15 protein-coding genes are annotated in these 23,321 nt (G+C 59.1%); 5 read left to right on the forward strand and 10 right to left on the reverse strand.

Going from position 1 to position 23,321, the window contains the following annotated elements; all coding sequences use genetic code 11:
* Positions 1–122 precede the first annotated feature (122 nt).
* The 5 genes from JTP94_RS01840 to JTP94_RS01860 all read left to right on the forward strand — a co-directional run bounded on the left by JTP94_RS01840 (position 123) and on the right by JTP94_RS01860 (position 3,921).
* Positions 123–1,028, forward strand: a complete 906-nt coding sequence (locus JTP94_RS01840; protein ID WP_204848852.1) for a LysR family transcriptional regulator — start codon at positions 123–125, stop codon at positions 1,026–1,028.
* A 156-nt stretch (positions 1,029–1,184) separates the two neighbouring features.
* Positions 1,185–1,586, forward strand: coding sequence for an ester cyclase (locus JTP94_RS01845; RefSeq protein WP_204848853.1), 402 nt, complete (start codon positions 1,185–1,187; stop codon positions 1,584–1,586).
* Between the two features lie 34 nt (positions 1,587–1,620).
* The gene (locus JTP94_RS01850) at positions 1,621–2,379 is read left to right on the forward strand and encodes an SDR family oxidoreductase (protein ID WP_204848854.1); all 759 of its coding nucleotides are present in this window, start codon (positions 1,621–1,623) and stop codon (positions 2,377–2,379) included.
* Positions 2,380–2,784: 405 nt separating this feature from the next.
* Entirely contained in the window at positions 2,785–3,375 is a 591-nt protein-coding gene (locus JTP94_RS01855) for an ankyrin repeat domain-containing protein (protein WP_204848855.1), read from the forward strand.
* Positions 3,376–3,411: 36 nt separating this feature from the next.
* The gene (locus JTP94_RS01860) at positions 3,412–3,921 is read left to right on the forward strand and encodes a YHS domain-containing (seleno)protein (RefSeq protein WP_204848856.1); all 510 of its coding nucleotides are present in this window, start codon (positions 3,412–3,414) and stop codon (positions 3,919–3,921) included.
* A gap of 3 nt (positions 3,922–3,924) precedes the next feature.
* Here the strand turns inward: JTP94_RS01860 and JTP94_RS01865 are convergent, their stop codons facing one another.
* The 10 genes from JTP94_RS01865 to JTP94_RS01910 all read right to left on the reverse strand — a co-directional run bounded on the left by JTP94_RS01865 (position 3,925) and on the right by JTP94_RS01910 (position 23,170).
* Positions 3,925–6,132 carry an adenylate/guanylate cyclase domain-containing protein gene (locus JTP94_RS01865; RefSeq protein WP_204848857.1) on the reverse strand — a complete coding sequence of 736 codons (2,208 nt, stop codon included), beginning with the start codon at positions 6,130–6,132 and terminating at the stop codon, positions 3,925–3,927.
* Between the two features lie 311 nt (positions 6,133–6,443).
* Positions 6,444–6,869, reverse strand: a complete 426-nt coding sequence (locus JTP94_RS01870) for a hypothetical protein (RefSeq protein WP_204848858.1) — start codon at positions 6,867–6,869, stop codon at positions 6,444–6,446.
* A 60-nt stretch (positions 6,870–6,929) separates the two neighbouring features.
* On the reverse strand, positions 6,930–8,894 hold the full coding sequence (locus tag JTP94_RS01875) for an SUMF1/EgtB/PvdO family nonheme iron enzyme (protein WP_204848859.1): 1,965 nt from the start codon (positions 8,892–8,894) through the stop codon (positions 6,930–6,932).
* A gap of 142 nt (positions 8,895–9,036) precedes the next feature.
* Positions 9,037–9,546: a hypothetical protein gene (locus JTP94_RS01880; RefSeq protein WP_204848860.1), complete on the reverse strand. Its 510-nt coding sequence runs from the start codon at positions 9,544–9,546 to the stop codon at positions 9,037–9,039.
* A 121-nt stretch (positions 9,547–9,667) separates the two neighbouring features.
* Positions 9,668–11,089, reverse strand: a complete 1,422-nt coding sequence (locus JTP94_RS01885; protein ID WP_210384004.1) for a hypothetical protein — start codon at positions 11,087–11,089, stop codon at positions 9,668–9,670.
* Entirely contained in the window at positions 11,086–13,932 is a 2,847-nt protein-coding gene (locus tag JTP94_RS01890; protein WP_204848861.1) for a peroxidase family protein, read from the reverse strand. The genes JTP94_RS01885 and JTP94_RS01890 overlap by 4 nt, the downstream gene beginning before the upstream one ends.
* Positions 13,933–14,100: 168 nt before the next feature.
* Entirely contained in the window at positions 14,101–15,819 is a 1,719-nt protein-coding gene (locus JTP94_RS01895; RefSeq protein WP_204848862.1) for a thiamine pyrophosphate-binding protein, read from the reverse strand.
* Positions 15,820–16,171: 352 nt separating this feature from the next.
* Positions 16,172–18,517, reverse strand: a complete 2,346-nt coding sequence (locus tag JTP94_RS01900; protein ID WP_204848863.1) for a patatin-like phospholipase family protein — start codon at positions 18,515–18,517, stop codon at positions 16,172–16,174.
* Between the two features lie 435 nt (positions 18,518–18,952).
* The gene (locus JTP94_RS01905) at positions 18,953–22,027 is read right to left on the reverse strand and encodes an efflux RND transporter permease subunit (RefSeq protein WP_204848864.1); all 3,075 of its coding nucleotides are present in this window, start codon (positions 22,025–22,027) and stop codon (positions 18,953–18,955) included.
* A 9-nt stretch (positions 22,028–22,036) separates the two neighbouring features.
* Positions 22,037–23,170: an efflux RND transporter periplasmic adaptor subunit gene (locus JTP94_RS01910; protein ID WP_204848865.1), complete on the reverse strand. Its 1,134-nt coding sequence runs from the start codon at positions 23,168–23,170 to the stop codon at positions 22,037–22,039.
* Positions 23,171–23,321: the final 151 nt, after the last annotated feature.

Genomic DNA, 23,321 nt, shown 5'->3' on the forward strand with positions numbered 1-23,321 from the left:
CGATGCTCGGCGGAACCAGGAAGTACTCAGCAGAGGAAAGGGTTCGAATCTTTGCAGACCTCCAATAACATGAGTAGCATTCCCTGGTGTGACCGACACGCCGGGGCTGGAGTTTGCGGTATTTGATCAAGGATAATTTCGCACTTCGTCTCTATACGCGAGTTGCCCGTTTGGGCAGCTTCTCGGCTGCTGCGCGGGAATGCGGCCTGTCACAATCTCAGGCTTCGCGCATCGTTGCCGATCTTGAGGCCGAGCTCGGCGCGAGGCTGTTGACGCGCACCACGCGGGCCGTTGTGCCGACAGAAATGGGCATTGAATTTCTGGCGCGGATCGAGCCGATCCTCTCGGCATTGGACGACGCCGAGCAAAGTGTGCGCGAAGGTGGTGAGCTGCGTGGACTGCTCAGGTTGACCACGCCGACCAGCTTTGGCGTTCGCGATGTCATTCCCCGCCTCGCCTCGTTCGCCGAAAGGCACCCAAATCTGCACATCCAGATCCAGCTCGGCGACCGCCGGCAGGACCTGATCAAGGATGCGGTCGATGTCGCCATACGGCTTGGCCGATTGCCCGACTCTACGGCAACCGCCAGGCTAATCGCCACGATCCCGCGCGTCATCGTGGCCTCTCCCGACTATCTCGCACGCCACGGTGTGCCTGAGACGCCCGATGACCTTGTGCAACACCGTATCGTCGGCGGCACGGCCGCGGCAGTTCCGACAGCCTGGCGATTTGAGCTGAATGGCCAGGAATCCGCAATCAAGCTGGAGCCGCATTTTTCGACCGACGAGAACGAAGGGGCCATCGCGGCGACCGTGGCGGGCTTCGGCATCACCTCGACGAGCGGCTGGGCGTGTCGCCGCGAGCTCGAGGAGGGTACCTTGGTGCGTCTGCTTGCCGACTGGACGTTGGCCGGCATTCCGGTCCACGCCTATTTCCCGATGGGACGCGCCACGCGCGTAGCGGCACGGGCTGCCATCGATCACCTTGCAGCCGACTTCCGGCGCACCTCAATCAATGGAACGATCTGACTTTGGGAGCCTGCCTCCGCGGGCTCTGACAGTGGCACACCCATCCGTCGATTAATGCGTCGCATGCATAGAAATTAGCGGAATCCGGTGGCTACCGACGGAAGCACGCATGGACGATGTTTACCTTGCATGACACCAATGTGAGGTCTTTTCATCATGTCCAAGACAACACCGGAGCAGAACAAGGCGCTGGTTCTCGAAGCTTTCGATGTGCTGTTCAACAAGCGCAACTACGCCGCCGCTGAGCGCTATTGGTCGGATCGCTACATCCAGCACAGCGCCCATATCGCTCCCGGCCGCGATGGCCTGTTCAACCTGGTCCGCACCCTGCCGGACACGCTGAAATACGAAAACCAGCTCATCGTCGCAGAAGGCGATTACGTGATCGCGCACGGGCGTTTCTCCGGCAACGGCCGGCCCGCCGCATGGATCGCCACCGATATCGTGCGCATGGAGGACGGCAGACTCGCCGAGCACTGGGATGTGCTTCAGGACGAGGCGACCGAGGCTCAGTCCCTCAGCGGCTTGCCGATGTTCGGCGACAGGTTCCCCAACTGACGATCTCAACTCACGTCGTTCACGGAGAAAAACCATGAAACTCTCAGGCAACACCATTTTCATCACCGGCGGTGGATCGGGCATCGGCAAGGCCCTCGCCGAAGCGTTTCACAAGCGCGGCAACAAGGTGATTATTTCCGGCCGCCGCCGCGCCAATCTCGATCAGGTTGTCGCCGCCAACCCCGGAATGACCGCGGTCGAACTCGATATCACCGATCCTGCCAGCATCAGCGCTGTGGCCTCTCAGTTGATCGCCGCGCATCCCGATCTCAATGTCCTCATCAACAACGCCGGCATTATGTTGCCGGACCAAGCTACCGGGCCGGTCGACGACAAGCTCATGGTCGATACCGTCATCACGAATCTCGTCGGATCAATCCGCATGACGTCAGCCCTGATCGAGCATCTGAAAAGCAAGGACGACGCCGTCATTGCTTACACAAGTTCCGTGCTCGGTTTTGTCCCGATGGCGGTCACGGCCGTCTATTCGGCAACAAAGGCCGCCCTTCATTCCTATGCCTTGTCGCAACGCTTTCTCCTGAAAAATTCCGGCGTTCGCGTGCTCGAGATTGCCCCGCCCTGGGTGCGTACGGATCTTATGAACAGCCGCGAGGCTGCGGAAGCCATGCCGCTTGACCAGTTCATCGAAGAGACGATGGCGATACTCGCAACGGATGCCGACGAGATCCTGGTTGAGGGCGCAAAAGCTTTCAGAGCGAATGTCGGCCCACACGAACATGGCCTCGTCAACAGCTTCAACGAATTTGCGTCGGCGCGCTTCGCCGAGGGCTGAGACGGCTATGAGGTAAGCGCCTCGCTCGCCTTGATGGGAACCGAACCGACGGTCCGTCATCTCGATTTCCTGGGATAACAATGATTTATGGAACCAATGAGCCGAAGAAAGATTGGTGGTGGCTGCGCTCCCTCAGAATCAGTCTAAATATCAGACATTTTTCCGCGCAGCCGTTTCAACATTGTAATATCAAGCAGCGCCATTTTAATTCAGGAATGCGGCCCGTGCTCGATTATGTCTCCATCTCAACTCTTCTTGCAGCACGTTAAGTAGTGACGCCCGCAACGCCTCCACATTATGACTGTCTAAGCTCGCGTTTGCGCGATTTCTTGATTATGATGACATATTCGTGATACGTTATGTTCTTTCGCGCCGGTGAGGCCGTCCTGTTGGACGGGGTATGCGATGAGGGTCGTCAGCGGATTTATAGCATGCCTTCTACTCTGGACGCCGCTCGTCTATGCAGGGCCGCTGCATGACGCCGCCCGGACCGGCGATCGGGAACGCGTGGCCCAATTGATCGCGACCGGCATTGATATCGCCGCACCGAACGAGTCTGGTGAACCGCCCCTGCTAATTGCTGCGCTCGCCGGGCAGAAGGATATCGTCGCGCTGCTGCTGGAAAACGGCGCCGATATCGAATGCCGCAACAAAGGCGGCCTTACCGCGCTGCACGCCGCCGCCTACGGCGGACATCTCGACGTGGTCGAGCTGCTCATGTCGAAAGGTGCTAGAGTCAATGACGATAAGAACTTCTATCATATGTCGCCGCTGCATGCTGCGGCGGAGGAAGGACAAACCGATGTGGTGGCCTTCCTGTTGGTGCACAAGGCCGACCTAGAAGCGAAGGAACGTAACGGCTACACGCCGTTGACCCAGGCCGGATGGCGGTCCCACTGGGATACCGTCGCACTGCTGCTGAAAGCCGGAGCGGTCTGCCAGAAGGCTGATCTCGTCGGCGACTGGCTCTTTGCCGAATGCACCAAGCGCCAATAGCGCCACATTCACTGCCCTAAAAGGGAGGACCTATACATGTCTCGCAAACAGACAGGACCCGCCGCGCTGATCTTCGCAGGCCTGGCAATCGCCTTCGCCGCGCCGGTCTGTGCCGAGGAGCCGGTCAACACCGGCTATTTCGGTGACGTCGCGATCAAGGGATACGATCCGGTAGCATATTTCGTTGAAAACAAGGCCGTAGCGGGATCTGCGGCCTATTCGCACCGCTGGCTGGGTGCAGAGTGGCATTTCGCCAGCGCCAAGAATCGTGACCTGTTCATCGCCGATCCCGGCAAATACGCGCCGCAATACGGTGGTTATTGCGCAGACGGCGTTTCGTTCGGCACGGTGACCACCAATATCGATCCGAATGCCTGGCGCATCATCGATGGCAAGCTATACCTGAGCTATGATCCGGGCGCCGCCGATGGCTTCGAGAAAAAGCCGACAAAGGTCGTCGACTCCAAGAAGCACTGGTCGGAAGTCCAGAACACGCTGATCTCGGACAAAATGCAAAAGGACTGGCAGCACATGCCGGCAGAATGACCCTTATGGCGCCGGCGAAAAGAACATCAGTGCCTGAGGGGTCACGTGGACATATTGGGCGTCGGGCTGTGCGGCGTCCCTGTTCCGATAGACCTGCCCACAGACCATGCGATCCAGGAAGTAACCACTAAACCTCTCGCACAGCCTGTTTCCCTTGACGTCGACCGTGCCGGTAATATTGGTATTGGCGCTCCTGTAGGCGGTGTTGCCTGCCTTGTCGAAATACTGGACGAAGGCCGTTCCGTTCTTGTGTTTTCCGGCCCAGGTCTTTCCGTCGATTAGATCGCGCAGCGCCTTCTCGTCGAGCTGATCGGCATCGTTCCCGACAAATCCGAAAGGCCATGCCGGAATGCCCGCAGCCTTCAGCCCGGTCAGGTGATGTTCCAGTTCGGCTGGACGCCAGTAGTCGTAGAGATACCCGTAATAGGTGAGATTGCTTTCCGGAAAGAGTTCCAGAAGCTTGGTCTTCTCCGCCGCGCTCCGCACCCGGTCGCCATCAAAGCCATAAGCCGCCGTCAGATATTCGCGCGCCGGTTCGACGTTCGGCAATGCGTCGCGCGCCGCTTCTATGAGAGGGACGGCACGGCCATTGTCTCGCGCCGTGTAGAGAACGATGCCCGCCAGCAGCTGGAAGCTCGGCGATGGCGACGGATCGAGCCTGAGCGCCCGATCGATTTCGGCAATGGCCTCGTCGTGGTTTCCTGTTTGGGACAGGATCAGTGCCAAGTTACCTACAGCTTCAGCGCTGTTCGGCTGGGCCGCCACAGCCCGGTTTGCCGACTCTCGGGCTTCGGACTCCCTCCCGTCGACCAGTTGCAACAAGGCGAGCACGGTATGAGCGCGCGCATTGTTCGGGTCGAGCTTCAGCGCCTGCCCCGCCGCGTCATAAGCGATCTTGCGCGCCACCGCCGCCGACCAGAGAAAATTGTAATCGTTGCGCCAGACATCGACCGCGACGCGTGCGATCCCGGCATGCGCGTCGGCAAAATTCGGATCGAGATCGATCGCCTTCTGGTAATAAGAAAGCGTCCGGCGATAGGTCTCCACGTCACTGTAGAGCAACCCCTCGTGCTCCGCGCGCATGTAATAGTCGTAGGCCTCGAGGTTATCGCTCGGGATCTTCTCGATCTGCGTGCGCTCGCCGTCGCTGAGCTCCACCTTCAGCGCCGAGATGATCTTGCCGGTCACGTCGTCTTGAATTGCAAAGAGATCCGCATATTGCCGGTCGTAGCGTTCCGCCCACATGGAAAGCCCTGTCAGCGCGTCGATCAGTTTGACGTTGATCCGCAATTGTGGCCCCGCCCGCTGCAGCGTGCCTTCGAGCAGGTAGTGTACGCCGAGCTCCGCTGCCACCTCCGCTGTCTTGCCCGCATTGCCCTTCAACGCAAAGACCGAATGCCTAGCAATGACAAACAGCCCCGACACTTTGGAAAGTTCGGTAATCAGATCGTCCGTCAGCCCCTCGGCCAGATGATCTTGTTCTGAATCGCCGCTGACGTTGATGAAAGGAAGGACGGCGACCGAAGGCTTATCTGGCAGAGGATAGGCGAAGCGCCGGACGAATGCAGGCGTCTCACCGATATCCAGCCTCTGCCAGAGGTAAGCGCCGCCGCCGGCAATCAGAGACAGTGCGATGGCCAGGATCGCGCCGCGGCGCACGCGCTTGGACCATCGCGGAAACCGGCGGGCCGCAGCCGGATCTAAAACGACTCTGTAGACCCGGATTGGCTCGGCAATGCTCCTGACTTTTTGCCTCCCGAGCGAAAAGAAATCGGCATCGATCTTCGTTTTCACCTGATCATATGTCGTGCCGGAGATGGCGATGCCGCCCGGTTCGGCTAGCGTCTGCATGCGATCGGCGATGTTTACGCCATCGCCATGAATATCCTCGCCCTCAACGATAATGTCGCCGAGATTGACCCCGATGCGGAACCGCAGCGGTATGGCGTCACCGGAGGCCGGGTTCTGCTTCGCTTTCTCCCGCTGGATCGCGATCGCGCATTGCAGGGCGTCGACGACGCTATGAAACTCGACGAGCAGGCCGTCGCCCATCGTCTTGACCAGCCGGCCGTGATGTTCGGCGATTCTGGGCTCGATGAGATCATCCAGGTCGGCCTTGAAGCTGCGGCGCGTCGCTTCCTCGTCGATCTGGCTCAGGCGGCTGTAACCTGCGACGTCAGCGATCAGAATTGCTGCAAGACGGCGCTCCATGCCCCTCCCCGCTGACCGCGATGGCCCCTCCGGCACATCTTACCGCAGGTCGACTGGCGAAGCCATTGGTCGAGGGCTATCTCGCATGAGAGATATTCTGTGGTGGCCTTGAAAGGATTGGAACCGGCGGCTGGCATCTGGTCGACCGTTGCTGACAATGGCCGCTGGGCCTCCAATCCTGGCATCCCGAATGCAACCTCGATCGGCATGTTCGAGGGCACCGACACTGCGCGTGACGATCCCGACAATCTGTACATCGCGGCAATCAGGCAGGCGCCCTTCGATGGACAAGCTCGACAAGCCCATTGTCGCTATGGCTGGGGATTGCTCTTCGCAACTCCAACATCACCGACCGGATGTTGCACGGCAACGGCAGGCTCTCCTCTTTTGAAGACCAATTTGATCCCGCCACTGCCACCCAATTTTCCGCCGCTGCCAAACACACGGACCTCCCCCTCCGAGCTGATCTCCACTGAGAGCTCGACTTCGTCGAGCATCAATCCCAACCGGCTCGGCGACTGATCGAAGACATGTTGAACCACCTCAAGCAGATTGGTCATCTGCTCTTTCAGCGCGTCGGCGCCAAGTCTGACCACTTTCAACGGCGACCCGAGGACGGAGCCGAAACCGCCGCCGACGTCATCGCCACCCCGCGCACCTCGGTCACCAACGATGGGTCCGGTTGCAAAGCCGGGTGTTGGAGCTGCGTCGGTAATAAAAGTAATTTCTCTGTTCATGTCAGGCGCTCCTTGTTCATCCGTCATCGGACATGCTCGAGAAAACCTTATTCCCGTGGCTCAGACCTCGCAAACCACCCTGAAACCGACACGCCCCTCCCATCCCGCCAGCGTCTCCTTCATCCAGTCCCGATATGCCGAGCGACAAATCGCCGGATTATGCGAGAAAGATCCGCCGCGAAGAACGCGCGTTGAGGAATCAGCATCGATGAAGGGCCGACCGTCATGCGGTATCGATCTCACGTCAGGATTCCAATTGTCGAGGCAATGCTCCCAGACATTCCCATGCATCTCGAAGAGCCCATAACGATTGGGTGGGTAGGATCGGACGGGCTTCGTTGATCCGTAGAAGGTGCCTCGCGGGCCTTTGGCATAGGCCCCATCGGGATAGGCAACGTCGGCATAGCTGGCGCGGGAGACGTTCTCGCCGAAGCTGATTCCGCAGACCGCGCCGCCCGTACCGCAGTAGTTGGCAAGCGCCGGGGTCAGTGTGGGGCCGAAGTGGAAAGCCGTCAACGTGTCTGCCCTGCAGGCACGCTCCCACTCGGTTTCGCTCGGCAATCGGATGACGCGTTCGGTCAATCTGGAGAGCCTAGCGCAGAATTCCATCACCTGCTGCCAAGTAACGGTTTCCACCGGGCGGTCGTCGCCCGGAAATGAGGATGGTGCCATCGGCAGGGAAAGACCGGTCTGTTCGTGATAGGCAGCAATCACAGCACGCCACATGCGCTGCGTAATCGTCGTCCGGCTGACCGCGATGCGGCCGACGGTAACATCGACCTGCTGCTCAAACTTGCCGATCCGCAACAGTTCGCCGTCAGGCGAACCCATCTTGAAGCTGTGGGCCGGCAGCAGGCTGAATTCGATGGCGTTTTCCGCGTCGACGGGCTGATTGAAGGTTTCAACCGTCTCCCAACGGGTATCAAACAGAGTGCCCTCGTCATTGACGGTCGTCACCGGCACCGTTTCGGCGCGCATCGGCGAGGGCCGCAGCTTCACCCGGTTCCGGGCAACCCATGCCCCCGCTCCGATCGTGGCAACAAGACTGGCCGCACCAATCCCGTAAAGAAGCGTCCGTCGCGGTACCGTAACGGGTGGGCCGTCGGGTTCATCGGGCTTGCGTTTTAGGGTGATGCGCCTGATGCCCTCTCTGGTTTGCGCATCTGCCGGAGCAACGGCGTTGATGCGCCACCACAATTGTTCGGCCTCGGCGAGACTGCCATTCGCTTCGGCCTCCAGTGCTTCGAGTTTCAGCGGCTCCAAATCTTCGGGTAACGCACGCGCCGGAAGCAATATGAAGTGGCGCTTGGCAAGCGGCTCGACGAAGGTCGAGGGCGTCTGGCGAGGCTTGCCGTATTTGCGGCACAAGTCGGGGACAGCGAATTTCAGATAGTTGTCGAGCCGTTCGACGGTGGCACAATTTTGCGGACCTTCCATGCCGAGCCCCTCGAGCAGCCCATAGGTGAAGGCACCGTGACCAAGTTCGGCAATCTCGTAGGAGAATTCCGAAGGGCTGCATGAGCAGACGGTAACGGCGCCCTGCTGCCTGTCGAGACCAAGGCCTTGCCCGTCGCGTGCGCCCTCATTGCGGCAAGCGTCCAGAAGCAGGATAACATTGTCCGCGCCGCAGCGCTTCAGTCGCTCGGCAACGTGCTGCACCGAAATTCCTGTCTCCTCGACATTGCCGGGATCGGCGTCGATCGGCAGCAGATAGTCCTGCTCCCGTTCTCGCCGTCCGTGACCGGCAAAGAAAAACCAGAGATTGTCACTTGGCCGAAGGAAGGGCTGTTCGAAACGCACGCGCAGAAAACGCATCAGATTGCCGAATGTCGGACGAGATTGCAGCGGGCTTCCGAAATCCGAAGGGAGGGGCGGCGCGTCCTCAGCCAGATAATAAACCTGGCTGAAATGGACTGAAGCGCGAAAAAAATCGCTCATCGCTTCAGCATCCTGTTGAGCGAACTCGAGCGGTTTCAAATTATCGTAGCGATTTATCCCTATGCAGATCGCCCAATTCTCACTCATGCCCCAAAAGCCCGCTCCGTGAACGACGTCGACCAACGCAAATAGCTTGTCCGCGTGCTCCCGATCGAGACAGCCATCCTGCGCATAGCTGCCGATCTTTCTCGCTTTGCCACCCGGGCCTCCGCCAAACGCCGGCTTTACCTCACTTCATATTTCCGCTGCCGCCGCCGCCCATGTTACCGGTGCCGCCTGTGTTGCTGCTGCCATTGGTGCTACCACTGCCCATATTGCCAGCGTTGCCCGTGCTGCTACCACCCATATTACCGCTGCCTGAATTGCCCGATCGACTACCAGAAGCGTCATTGTCACGGTTTCCGTGCCACTGCCTTTTTTTCTTGATCGAGTTGTCCTGGGTTGGCGACGATGCCCAGGGCCACATAAATGGTTTGCGACCGGATTCGTTATCGGCAATTGCGCGTCCCGTTGACCATTCGCCATGAATGTCGCCGTCGTTCTCTATCTTGCGATCATTCGTCTGTGCGGCAATCGCAAGTCGCCGCGTGGCGAGACCGTCACTGCCGGAACCCGATTCCACCATCGGATCAGCGAAAACAAAATATTCGGAACTAAATTCATGGGCGCCGGCGACGCCTGCATAGAAACCGGAGCCTAACATCGAGGCTGCTGTTAATATCACGCACAAGTCGTTCATCCCGACCTCCCCATATTGCGTGAAAAAAGCACTATATAAAACTATCACTTGTACTTCGAATCACTTTTTACATCGCCAGATATTCGGCATATTTCAATCAAGCGCGAGAATGCGCCTTTCTCTAGTGCCAGTCTTGACGATGAGAGCGATGGGCGTCTGTCAGCCCGTTTTTGAAGTACCGGTCGTAGTAGCCAAGTTCGACATGATGCGCCTGAAGCCAGACGCCAGGCACGTGGATCGCGTCGCAATGCGCCGGAAACCGCCCATGCGTCTCGTAAATGTAGGTGCAGATGTCGCGTGCGCAGTTGATGACGTCGTCGTTGTAGACGGCCGCTTCCGCCAGATAACGCTTGCCATAATCGTCCTTGTAGATTTCGGCAAACAGGGCCTGGTCGCTGAAAAGGCCGTTCTTCCCGAACTTCTCCTCGATGACGGCGGCAACGGCCTCGGCCATGCTGTCGTAATAGGGTGGCGACATGCCCTTGATCAGGTGCTCGCCCTTGTAGCGCAGTCCGATCGGGTTGCTGCGCAGATTGGAATAACGCGGCAAAGGAATCTGCCACCGCAGGATGTCCATCAGCCGCCAGCGCGGCGTAACGACGTCGAAGCCCAGCATCGCACCATAGGTCTTCAGGAATTTCGGGTCGCCGACGAGGACAGGCGGGCTGATGGAAGCATGGATCCAGGCGCCAAGCCCCATGGCGTCGGCAGTCAGGAATATATTCTGGAGAAGAAGATCAGCCTCGATCTGCGTGCGCAACGAACCGATGACGCCGAGCGGTACCTTGATATCCTTGTTCAGAAAGCCCTTGTCCACCCAGCGCTTCACACCTGCGAGCCGATAGAAGTTGCGGTCGTCGACGATGGCCGGCCGGGCACCGTCCGGTTGGGTCAGAAGATACATCATGCCATTGATATATTGCCGGGAGAGGTCGACGACCGGCAGGAAGATCGTCGTGCCTGGCTGGTTCGACAGGAAACGATTGGAATCCAGATAGGCCGGAAAGGCGCGCTTGCCGTCCGGAACATCGAGGCGGTGATCGAGAATGCGCACCTTCGCCTCTGCCGCCCGGGCGATCAATCTCTCCGGCGTCAGCGCTTTTTCACCGTCCGGCGGTGGTGGCAATTTGCGGATGAAATAGGTGCCGCTGTCGTTGATCATGAAGAAATGCGTACCCTGGGCATTGTCGGGGCTGCCGGCGGTGCGGCCTTCCATGGTGAGGTTCGGCTTGGCCATGATCGGCTGATGCGTGGCGGGGTCCTCGAAGGGCCGGTCCGGCATGGTGAGCCCGGTCGAACCGGTAATGGCGATCAGCACCGCCTCCTCCAGTTCCGAAAGAGGCTCGCGCGGCTGATCCGATTGATAGCTCATCGAGCCGGCAAGGACGGAACTTCCCTGGCTGACGCGATGGGTGCGGCGGCGCCATATCGCCTCGATGAGCGGCCGGCGGAAAAGCGCATCGAGACCGCGATTGCCGGTCGAAGTCTCCGTTGCGGCAGCGTTTGGTGGCGAAGAACCATCGGCTCCGAATATGTTGGTCATGATGCCTTCCTTTCCAGATCCTGCTTCTCGCCGCCCGGCAGGATCGGCCGCCAGGGCGCAAAGGCACTGGCATTGCGCGGCACCATCGAGGCGAGGTCAGGACAGTGGCGCAGGATCAGGCTCGTCATGCCATTATTGGCGATCCAGTCGATCCCGAAGGGCGAATAGACTTCCGGGCGGAAATCCACCGTCAGGAAGCGGTCGCTTTGCAGCCGGCGCGATGCCATGAGGATGAAGATGCGGAATGCGGTATCGCTGAAACCGAAGCCGGTCGGAGGAGGCTCCGCAAATAGGCCGACCACCGTGTCGACACGGTCTATATCGCCGTAGATTTCCTTGATCAGCCGCACGTCTTCCGGATTGGTCGACAATTCCTCCCAATTCTTGATCCGTGGCCGGTGCAAGCCGGCCCTGAAATCATTGTAGCGCGGCACGCCACGGTGCCGTGTGCGCACGAGGTCAACAACGGAAAGATCGATAATCTCGTTGTCGCGCGTGAAAGCCTGCAACGCGCGAGGGAAGTTGTGCAGCGTGATCGCGCCGGGATGGGCAGTACCGAAGGAATAGAGCGTGTTGCGAAGGCCGTATTGCCGCATGATGTCGTCGGCGCCTGGGCCCTGTATATCCATGAAACTCTTGTCTGCGATCTTGCCGCCTGTCTTGTGGTCGTAGAAGCAATAGTCATCGGGCAGCAGCGGGTGCATGCGATAGACGGTGACAAAATCCTCCGTCAGCGAATAGGGCGTGCCGTGGTGATCCGGCATCGTCTTCGGAATGCCGGTGGACGCATGTTCGTCTACCAGCCACAGGCCTGCCTTTGTCAGCCAATCATTGGCGGGCGGACCGTTCCAATTGCTGGAGAGACCGACTTCGATCGCCTTGGTGGCAAGGATCGCCGGCGTCCATTCGACCGTATGAATCTTGGCGATCAACGCCGAGACGATCAGCCTCGCCGTCTGATAGACGCGCTCATCGTCCCAATTGCCATATTGGCGGCGCAGTTCATCACACAGCAGATTATGCTCGCGCGCAAACAAGGTGTGCATCGCACTGAGGCCGAGCCACCAGCTCTCGTTGAAGCCGGTAACCTCAAAGCCATGAACGTCGACCGGCAGGTGCCCGTTGACGAGACGGATCTTTGGCCCCTCCCGCAACAGCTTCGCCTTCTCGCTGTCAGGGCCGTAGACCTCGGATCCATCCCACCAATGGGAGGCGGCGTTGCCGAAATAGATGGGTGGCTTGCCGGCATAACCACCTATCTCCATGTTTCCGGCAATTCGCATGACGTCTTCGGGCTTGCCTCCGACCTCGCTGGTCCATTTCATGCCGGTGGGGAGGCCAATGACCACGTCCTTTTCCCCAAGTGGATGGCGGGCATGGCTGACCCAATCATGGACCTGAAACTGGATCCAGGCGGCAGCGAGGATGTTGAGCGAGCGAGCGGGAATGAATGTATCGCGATGCATCAGTTGCTGCGCGACCACCACTGGATTGGGCGTGTCGAACAGTTCTGGCGCGAAAACCGGTGTTAGGTTGCGGCCAAAAGTCGAGCCGACGGCGCCCATTTGCGGCGACGAGAGATCATTGAAAGTGCCGTCATAGGTCCGCATTTGCCGCTCACCTTCGGCAATCGCCGCCGGCGGCGTCGGGCGCGCGATCGGCGGCGCTTCGGCCGGGTCCGTTCCGATCAGGTTCTTTTCACGCAAGACATAGCGGAAAGCGTCGAGATTGAGCAGGCTCAGCCGCAGCGACAGTCGGTGCCAGGCGACGTAGCGATTGATGATCAGAAAGGCACGGCGCACTATCCTTCCTGCCAGCCGGTTGCGAAAGGGCACCGGGCTTGTCCAGCGGAAGCTGTGGCGATAGGCGGCGCTGGCATCGTAGACCACCTTGCGCGCCCGGTTGAGATTGCCGAGCGGCCTGAAGGCGTCGGTCGTGTTCCAGGGGTTGAAAGCCAGTTCGTCGACAAGGCGGGCATTGGCGATGGCTTCGGCCTCGCCGGTCGTCGGTTTGCTGACCTTGAGGTCTGCCACCTTGATCGGAGGCGAGGCGGTCTCCGTCCATTCGATGGACGTGTCTTCAATTGGCGTTGACTTCGGATCGGCGAAAAGCTGGAGACAGAGTTCGTAATGGATGTCTCCAACTTCCAGCCGCCGGGCGAGTTCGGTGGAGAGATAGCCAGGATCGGTTTCGGACGGATCGGGAGCATGCGGCGCATTCGGTGCAGGACGGAATAGATAGCGTACGGCCAGCTTGTCGCCCCAACAGATCGCACCGCGGCTCCAGAAGGTCTCGAGCGCCAGGCTGCGGACTTTCCGGTTGCGGCCGGTGGTGACGTTGCGGATCATCCGCAGGGTTTCCGAGGGTCCGAAGGTGAAGGCGAGGCCGATGACACCTAGGAGCCGGCTTAAACCTCCTCCCGCCGTCGCCTTGGCGAAAGCGACGAATTGCTTGGCATCGCGGGCATGTGAAACCGGAAAGTTGGTCGCCAAGAGATCGTGCTGCTCCTGGTCCGAGACATTGATCCGCACCGCCAACCCACGCAGATCGGGCTTATAGTCCGGTTGACCGTAGCCGCTGGCATTGGACAGGCGCAGTATCGTGGAATAGCTCTTACCAGGCCCGGCAAAACCCACTCTCAGATCGTCGGGCAGATTGTCTACGAAGGTCAGTTCAGCGTCCAGCGCGGCAAAGACGGCCTTGCTGTGAAAGGCGCGCTGAATGTCGGCGGCCTTGGCATAGGCGCGCGTCTTGTACTGCACGCGCATCATATCCTGAGCGAGGCGCTCAAACAGGAGGCGCTCGGCCTCTACATCTCCTTGATAGGATTCACTCCACGCCATTACCGTTCGCCCTCCGTGAACGCATCGAACAATGGCCCTCGGCGCATCGCATCGATGGACTGCATGGGATACAAAAGAGGCGGACGTTCCCCCGTTTCCCGTCGCCGTCCGCTACGCGACCAGGAAACGCCTGCTCATTTCGGCTTGTCTCGCCGACGACCAAAATAGCTATTGCCCACTGCGACCCGGCAAAATCCGATCCTCGACCATCTCTGCGATGCCGGAAAGAAGCCCTTTCGGCGAAGGGCTGTAGTGCGGCAGCGCGAGCCTGGTGATGTGGGCATCGATGATTGCCGGCTTGCCCAGCGCCAGCGCCTCGTCGAAGGCGCTTTCGAATTCCTCGATTGTCTCGACTCTGTATCCCTGCGCGCCGCAAGCCCTGGCATAGGCAACGTAATCGGGATTGCCGAATTCGACGAGGGCCGATTCCGCATAGGCTTCGAGTTGATAAAGCTTGATGAGCTTGAACTCGCCGTCGTTGAAAATAATCCAGATGACAGGAATGTCGTACTGAACGGCGGTCAGAAGCTCGAAGCCCGACAGCAGATAACATCCATCGCCGCAACCGACGATAACCGGACGGTCGGGATTGGCGCATTTGGCGCCAAGCGCGCCGTTGACATGTCCCGCCATCGGCCCGAATCCGCCGGGCTTTCGGAAAAACTGTCCCGGCGACAGCTCCAGATAATAGCCGAGCCAGGCAAGATGCGCGCCGGCGTCCGCAAGGACGATGGCATTGTCGGGCAAACGCTTGGACACGGATTGCGCAAGCTGTCCGGGATGGATTTCATCCAGGAGATGGACGATCCGCTCCGCGTCATAATCGCGTCCCTCGGCGGGCCTCGATGCCACAGCCGCGGCCTTCGGCCATATTTCCTTGTTGAGCGCCGCGACCGCAAGTTTTGCATCGCCGATGATGGCAGCATCGGCCTTGTAGACCTTGTCGATCTCGCCGATATCGATGTTGATATGGATGAGCGTCTTGCCGGCGAGAAGATCATCGCGAAAATTGAAGGTGGCATGCTGTGCGAAGGAGTTCCCCACCGCAAGGATGACATCGGCCTGCAGGAAAGCTTTCCAGGCGGCGCTGTGGCCGCTGTCGCAGAACACGCCAACGGAGAGAGGATGACGCTCCGAGATGATGCCTTTTCCATCGAGCGTCGTTGCGAACGGAATCTGATAGCGCTGCAGAAGTTCCCTCAGCTCCGGCCCGGCGCCACTGCGAACGGCGCCGAAGCCGATCAACGCCAATATCTGCTTGCCCTTGGCAACGGCATCAGCCAAAAGCTGGGCCACTTCGCTCACCCGCTTGGACTCCGGCATCACCGGACGTCGCCGGAGATCGATGGCGCGAAAGTTGTCGACGGAAACGCCATGATGCGTCAGGTTTTCAGGGACATGGATGTGAACCGGGCCAGGGCGGCCGTCGAAGGCCAGGTTGACCGCCTCCTCGACGACGTCGCAGGTCTTGGCCGCATCCGTCAGCAAGAATGACTTCTTCGTGGTGGCGGCAAACATTGCCTGGGAATCTGGAGTGCGACTGGTGCCGGAGGTTTCGTTCAAAGCCCCCTTTCCCTTCCAGTCGAGGGAAGCATAGCCGGAAACGGCCAGTACCGGATATGAATCCGACATGGCGACAGCCAATCCGGAAAACAGATTGAACGCGCCCGGTCCCGCCGTCGCGAAGCAAAACCCCAACTGATCCGAATGCATGGCATAGCCGCAAGCCATGAATGAGGCGGCCTGTTCGTGGCGCGTAATGACGGGCCGGATTGAGGAATGCTTGAGGGCAAGCATCAGGCCGGCGGCATTTTCACCCGCTCCACCGAAGGCGGCGCCGACCCCCACTCCCTCCAGTGCCTTCACGATCGCCTCGTAGACTCTCATCGAGAATGCCCTCCCCACGGACACCCAGATTGACTGGGCGTGTTTAGCCTCCCGCCGAATTGCGCATGCAGAATACTGCTATTCCTATGCTTCAAGTGCCGTAATGAATATTAGAAGAATACGATCTGAAAGCGGTCTACTGCGTAGCTTTGCAACGCCCTACGGGCGGACGTTCAAGCAGCTGATTCGAAATATGCTATCGAACGAAAATGCAGCCGGGCGGATGATGTATCCATCTCGTCCCATTACAGACTATTCCCGTTATATTCGCCCATTTCGTAGCGGAATTCAACTTCAGATTACGACAGGCCCTCATGGCGAACGAGTACACACGGCCGCGTCCTGTTCTTTTCTAAAGCCGGGCGCTGAAAGCCTCTCGCATCGCCGGTGGAATATTGAGCAATGCAAGCGCTGCGACAAGCTCATCGATCCAGCCGGCCTGGAAAGCCGAAGGCCGGGCAAAATTGTCCTTGCCACTGAAGAAATGCTGGACGGCGTGAAAGCCAAGCGCCCGGTAAACCTCGAACTGCTCCTCGCTAAAAAACTGGTCGAGGGTCGTCTCGTGTGGAAACGTTGGGTTCCGCCTCTTGTAGTCCATGATGTAGTCGTTCTCGTCGCCGGTCAGCGATGACTTGATGTAGAGCAATATGCCCCTTTCGTCCTCGCCATACTCGATGATTCCGACGGCGATGTGGGGTCCCGCGGATTCGACCGAAGGGGCGACGTTCGATGCCAAATCCTCAGCCACTTTCAGGGTTTTCCTCTGTATATCCTGCCACGGAAGCTCGATGCGGACGCCAAGGTCGATACGTGCCATGATCTGAAGCTTGACGAAGGATTCGAAGGTCATGCTTGGATCGGCGTCGGCGTCGATGGCCACAATAACCTTGCAGCGTCGGCGCAGCAGTTCGTATATGCCGAGATTTTCGATATGGCCGCCATCGGTCAGATAGACATTCAACTTCTTCTCGTCCAAACGGCCGGCGGTTTCATTGGCAAAGTACCACGTGCCGAAATTCGACCACCATCGATTCCACCAATGGCCGAATGCGTCGAGCCTTGCCGGATTGGCAAGCCAGTAGCCCAGACGGACGTTGAGCAGGGAAAGGCTGAAGGTCAGGATCCGGATGGTATGGCTGCCCATATTCGCCGAGGCGGCGGCGCCGGATGTGGCCATCGCCGTTGCGAGCGTGAGCGACGGCACTGTGTCTTCCATATCCTGGGTCGCCACATAATGCGTTGCTTGGCTGCCGACATGCAGTGGACTGAAGATGAAGCTGTCGGCATTGCGGCCGCGCTTGTTGAGGTTCTTCGATCCGATCAAATTGATCGTCGTGTTGACGAGAAGATAGGGAGAATAGGCAGCCCCCTCGGACCAGCCGTCGCTTGCGGCATCAAAAGGTTTCAACGAAGAAAACTTCCAGCCGTCGACATTGACCGACGGCTTGTTATTCTTAAGGAGTGCGCGCTCAAACAGAAAAGCTCGGCTAAGACGGTCCCGATAGAGCTGGTTGAGCGAGTTGGAGTTGGGGCCGATGAAAAGGCAGGCGAAAGCGAGCCCCAATGCAATCCATAGGTAGAGCGAGCCGATTGCTCCCAGACGGCCGATCGCGGGGATGCACTGCGCGACAAGGACAGAGACGTCGGACAGCCATGTCGGAGCGACGGGAGCAGGCGGATTGGCGCCGGCCGCACCAATCGCAGGCGTTATCGCCCAAAAGCTGAGGTAGAGATAGGAAACCCACAACAGCAATGGCACGACGATAGCCGAGAGATAGAGCGCGATGCGGCTTGCATATTTCTGCAGCGTCGCCGTCCAGGTCGCCTCCCCGAGCGTCGACTTTGCGATGTTTGCCAGTTTCTGCGCCGCGCCGATCAGAACAATGGCCGTTGGGATCAGGGCGCTTGTCAGCGCAGGCACGACATGCGCGACTACCAGAAGGACACTTTTCAAGTTGCCGTCCTCCAGGCCGGTAACCGCAACCGAACCGGCATCTGTCTTTTCGAACATACCGCCGAGGATCAGTGGCTGCAGCTCGATGAGAAGCGCAAAGGCGATGGCCGCCACCAGCCAGCCGAGGATCCGCCCAAGCCTTTCGCGCGCCGCCAACTGGCTTGTCTGAAAGGTCAGGGAGGTCGTGATTGCGCTTGCGAACATCAGGATCAAGACGGCGATCAGAACATTGACCGTCAACGTGAAGGCTTCCATGCCGCTGACGGTGACGAGCGGCAGCCGGTCGAGCGGAAAGCCAAAGATATCCGGCTGCCCAAGATCGATTGACCGCGGGTTGCAGGCAACGGTCAGCACCGCCAGGAAAAGCAGGACCGGCAAGACGATCAAAGCATTTACGAGCAATCCGCGCATCAAAAGCGCGGCGCTGGTCAGATAGTCGATCGATCCGTTCGGGACGAGGAAGTTCGAATAGTTTCGCAGATGTTGAATTTCCGGCGTTTCCTGAGCGTCGAGTTTGCTGGCGAAGGGAAACGTATAAGGCTCCTGCATCATGCCTGAAACGATCGAGGTGCCGATGTAGCCGCCGCCGGACACTGTGGAGAGATAATCGAAGGCGTCGAGGACGCGCGGTTCACCGTCGTGCGAGAGCGAGTCCAGCGCCTGTGAAGCGCCCAGGCAAAAGGCGGCCGAACGAATACCACCACCGGAAAACGAAAGTCCCGTCAGGTTGCTGCCCGTCTCCATTCGCACTGTGCCACGCTTGTCCGCGCTAACGTGGTCCTGCGACAGTTTTGCCGCGTGACGAGGGATATGAAACCGGCGGCTATCCTCCCTGGGCGCTCGCTCAGCACGATGAGCTTTGGCACCGCCATTTTGAAGTGACTGACGGCGGAAATTGATGACATCCAGTTCGCGTCTAAAGATTGCTTCGAAAGCCAGCTTCATGTGCCCCACCCAATTGCAAAGAATGGTTGCCACTCAACAGAAATGCGCGCCGCAACTGTATCAGAAATGTTTCGCGGCCTAGGAAGCATTTTCCTTTATAAAAACACACCGCGTTCACGCCCACATCAGTACGTGCGGGCCTGATCATCCATGTTCATCACATATCCACATCTAATCAAATTCGTCACTTCCCAATGGAGCGATGACGTGGACGAACTCCCCATACGGCCCTCATCAATGCGCGGGAGCCGGCTCTGTTTCGGACGCATCCTGCTTGCGGTGGTCAGCAGCCAGCAGCATGTAGACAGCAGGCACCACGAAGAGCGTGAACAACGTACCGATGGCCAGCCCCGTTGCGATCACCAACCCCATATTGTAGCGGGAAGCCGCGCCAGCGCCGGTAGCCAGGATCAGCGGCACCACGCCCAAGACCATGGCGCCAGTCGTCATCAGGATCGGACGCAGTCGGATGCCGCAGGCGCCCTCGATCGCGTCGCGCTTGGACTTTCCTGCAGCCTGCAACGTGTTCGCCACCTCGACGATCAGGATGCCGTGCTTGCTGATCAGCCCCATCAGCGTGACCAACCCGACCTGCGTATAGATGTTCATCGTCGCGCCGCCGATACCAAGGCTGATGAAGGCGAGCGCGCCTGCGATCGACATCGGCACCGAGACGAGAATGATCAGCGGGTCGCGGAAACTGTTGAACTGAGCCGACAGCGCCAGAAAGACGATGATCAGCGCGAGCGCGAAGGTGGTGGCCATGCCGCTGGATTCCTGCACGAACTGGCGCGACTGGCCGCCATAGTCGACCGTATAACCCTGCGGCAGCGTGCGCGCCGCGATCGACTTGAGACTATCAAGAGCATCGCCAACGGCAACGCCCGGTGCCGGCACGCCCGAGATGGTGGCGGAGTTCAATTGCTGGAAATGCGCAACCGAGCGGGGAGTGGCCTGGAGTTTCGCCGTAGCGATCGCCGAAAGCGGAATCTTCGATCCGTTCACGTTTGCGATCGGATAGTTCATGATCTGATCGATGGTCTGACGTGAGCGTTGCTCCACCTGCGGAATGACCTGGTAGGAACGGTTGTCGATGCTGAAATAATTGACGTAGCCGCCGCCGAGCATGGAAGAGAGCGCCGCACCCACGGTATTCATGGACAGGCCGAGCGCCGATGCCTTGCTGCGGTCTATCTGGATCGAATATTGCGGATTGTCGACGTAGAGATCCTTCGTCAGAAAGATGAACTCGCCGGATTTCTGCGCCTCCTGCAGGAAGGTGCTGGACACTTCGTTGAGCTGATCGAAACCGCCTGTGCTGCCGATGGCGAACTGCACCGGCAGACCGCTGGCACCGGGAAGCGGTGGTATCTGGAAGACCACCGCCTGACCGCCGGCAATGCTGGCCAAGTCGGCCTGCACCAGTGGCTGCAATTGATCCGCCGTTCGCTTGCGATCGGCCCAGGGTTTCAGCACCATGCCTTCGAACGAGGTGCCCGGCACTTCAACCTGCAGGGTCTTGTCGGTCTCCGGGAAGCTCCGGAAGATCTTGGTGACCTGATCGGAATTGAGCAGCTTTTGTTGAAGCGTCGCGTTGGGAGCATTGGTCACCTGTGCGGCCAGAAATCCTTGGTCCTCATTGGGGGCGAGTTCATTCTTGGCGCTGCTATAGAGGAAGTAGATGCTGCCGAGGACGATCGCGGCAAATAGCAGGGTCACCGGTATCGTGTTCAGGCTGCCATGCAGCATGCGCACATAGGGACGATGGATCTCCGAGAAGCGGCGGTCGATGAAATCCGAGACACGCTCTTCCCAGCCACTGCGGTCGGTCAGATGCGGTTTCAGGATGCGCGAGCACATCATCGGCGTCAGCGTCAGCGCAATGATCATGGAGACGGTCACAGCGCCCACCAGGGTGAAGGCAAATTCCGTAAACAGAGCGCCGGTCAGGCCGCCCTGGAAGCCGATCGGCACATAGACGGCGATCAGCACCACGGTCATGGCCAGGATCGGCCCGACCAGCTCATGCGCGGCGGCTAGCGCCGCCTGCATCGGTGCGGCGCCCTCCTCGATATGGCGGTTGACATTTTCCACGACGATGATGGCGTCGTCGACCACAAGACCGATGGCGAGCACCAAAGCGAGCAAGGTCAGAAGGTTTATCGAGAAGCCGAAGATCAGCATCATCGCGAAGGTACCAACCAGCGACAGCGGTATGGCGACGATGGGAATGGCAACCGAACGCGGCGAACCCAGAAACGCAAACACCACGAAAATGACGATCGCCAGAGCTTCGAGCAGGCTTTTCACGACCTCGTCGATCGACTGGGTGACGAAGGTACTAGAATCGTAAACGATATAGCCTTCGAGCCCCTGCGGCAGCTGCGACTGGATATCCGGAAACACCCCACGTATACCCTTGATCACGTCGAGCAGATTGGCCGTCGGCGCGATCTGGATGCCCATGAAGACACCGTTCTGCGCATCGAATCCGATCTGGACATCGGGGTTTTGCGATCCGAGCGCGACGGACGCAACATCCTTCAGGCGCACGATCGAGCTGCCGATCTGCCTGACCACCATCTCTTTGAATTCGTCGACCGAATGCAGGTCGGTCCGTGCGGTAAGCACCGTCTGAGTCATCTGGCCGCGCGTGGTGCCGATACCGGAGATATAGTTATTAGCTGCAAGCGCGGTCCCTACATCGCCGGCGGTCAACCCATAGGCGGCCAGCTTGTCGGGCTTCAACCAGGCTCTGAGAGCGAAAGTTCTGCCGCCAAGAATTTCGGCGGTCTGAACGCCCGTGACCGCCTGCAACTTGGGTTGGACCACACGCGTCAGATAGTCGGTGATCTGGTTGCTTGCCAGAACATCGCTGCGGAAGCCGATATACATCGCGTCGATCGACTGGCCGATGGAGACCGACATGATCGGCTGCTGTGTACCCGTCGGCAGTTGATTGAGAACCGAGGACACCTTGGCGTTGATTTCCGTCATTGCCGCATCCGCATTATAGTTGAGGCGCAGGTTGACGGTGATGGTCGACGTACCGCTGGTGCTCGTAGAGGTCATGTAGTCGATGCCGTTGGACTGGGCGATCGCGTTTTCGAGCGGCGTCGTAATGAAGCCGGCGATCACGTCGGGAGCGGCGCCCGGATAGGTCGTTGTCACGGTAACAACGGCATTCTGAGTCTGTGGATATTGGCGCACGGTCAGCGTGCGGAACGACTGGTAGCCGATCACGATAATCAACGCGCTCACCACCAGGGCAAGAACGGGGCGCCGGATGAAAATGTCGGTGATATTCATCGTCACGCCTCAGTTGGGATTTGCGGGATCTGCATTGGGATCGTTCGACGGCTGCACCGCGTTGTTGATAATGACAGGCGAGCCGTTGTTCAGTTTCAGCTGGCCGGATGTGACTACGATTTCACCCGCATTCACCCCCTTGGTCACTGCGATCTGATCGCCACGCGCCTGCCCTGTGCTGACGAATTTCTGATTGGCGATGAGCTGTGGCTTTCCATCCGGTCCTTTGCCCTTGTCGGTCACGATATAGACGACATTGCCATAGGGATTAATGGTGACGGCGGTCTGCGGCAGGGAGATATAGCTTTGCGGCTCGCCGATCACCACGGAAACACTGCCGAACATGCCAGGCAAAAGCTTGCGGCCGGGATTGGCAAAGGTTGCCCGGATCGTGAGATTACGGCTCTGGCTGTCCACCAGCGGGCTGATCGCCGTGATCTTGCCGTCGAAGGTCTGGCTCCCATAGGCGTCAACGGTTGCAGTCACCGCCTGACCGACCTCCAATTGTGACAGAGCCTGCTGTGGCATCGAGAAATCAAACTGGATCGGGTCGAGCGACTGCAGGGTCACAACAGCGGTTCCGGCCGCCAGATATTGGCCGAGGCTGACCAGCCTGACGCCGAGGTGCCCATCGAAGGGCGCGCGTATCGAATATTGATCGATCAGCGCTTGCTGGGAGGCGACCTGCGCCTGCGCGGCCTTCCAGGTTGCCAGATCGCTGTCGACCTGGCTCTGCGCGATGGTGTTCGCCTTGATCAGCTTGGAATCGCGGTCATAAGCGATCTGCGCATTCGCCGCCGACGCCTGGAATTGCTGCAGCGTGGCAATCTGCTGATCGGCAAGCAACTGCACGATGAGATCGCCGCTCTTGACGTCCTGGCCATCCTGAAAGCCGATCTTCTGTACGATGCCCTGGACCTGAGCCGAAAGACTGGCTCCCTGGACGGCATTGAAGCTGCCTATGGATTCCAGTGTCGTCTGCCATGGGCTCATAGCAGCCGTAATTGTCGAGACGGTCTGCGGTGGGGCCTTGAGATTAGCCAGATACGCCGCAATCATGCGGTTCTTGAATGCCTGAAAGCCGAAAATCCCGCCCAGGATCAGGCCTATGACGATCAGCATGATCACCATGCGTTTTATCATGATTGCAAACTCTACTCTTCAGGGACGGGAGGGGACGAGATCTGATTGGCATCGGCTCTGGTGCGTCTCACGGAAAACGCCTCTCCGCCGGCGCGGTCGCGAGCACACCGCCAGCTGCATTCAGAGCCTGCATGACAGTCGATAGTGACAT

This window comes from Martinezella lusitana, assembly GCF_016901135.1.
Taxonomy (GTDB): Bacteria; Pseudomonadota; Alphaproteobacteria; order Rhizobiales; family Rhizobiaceae; genus Rhizobium; species Rhizobium lusitanum_D.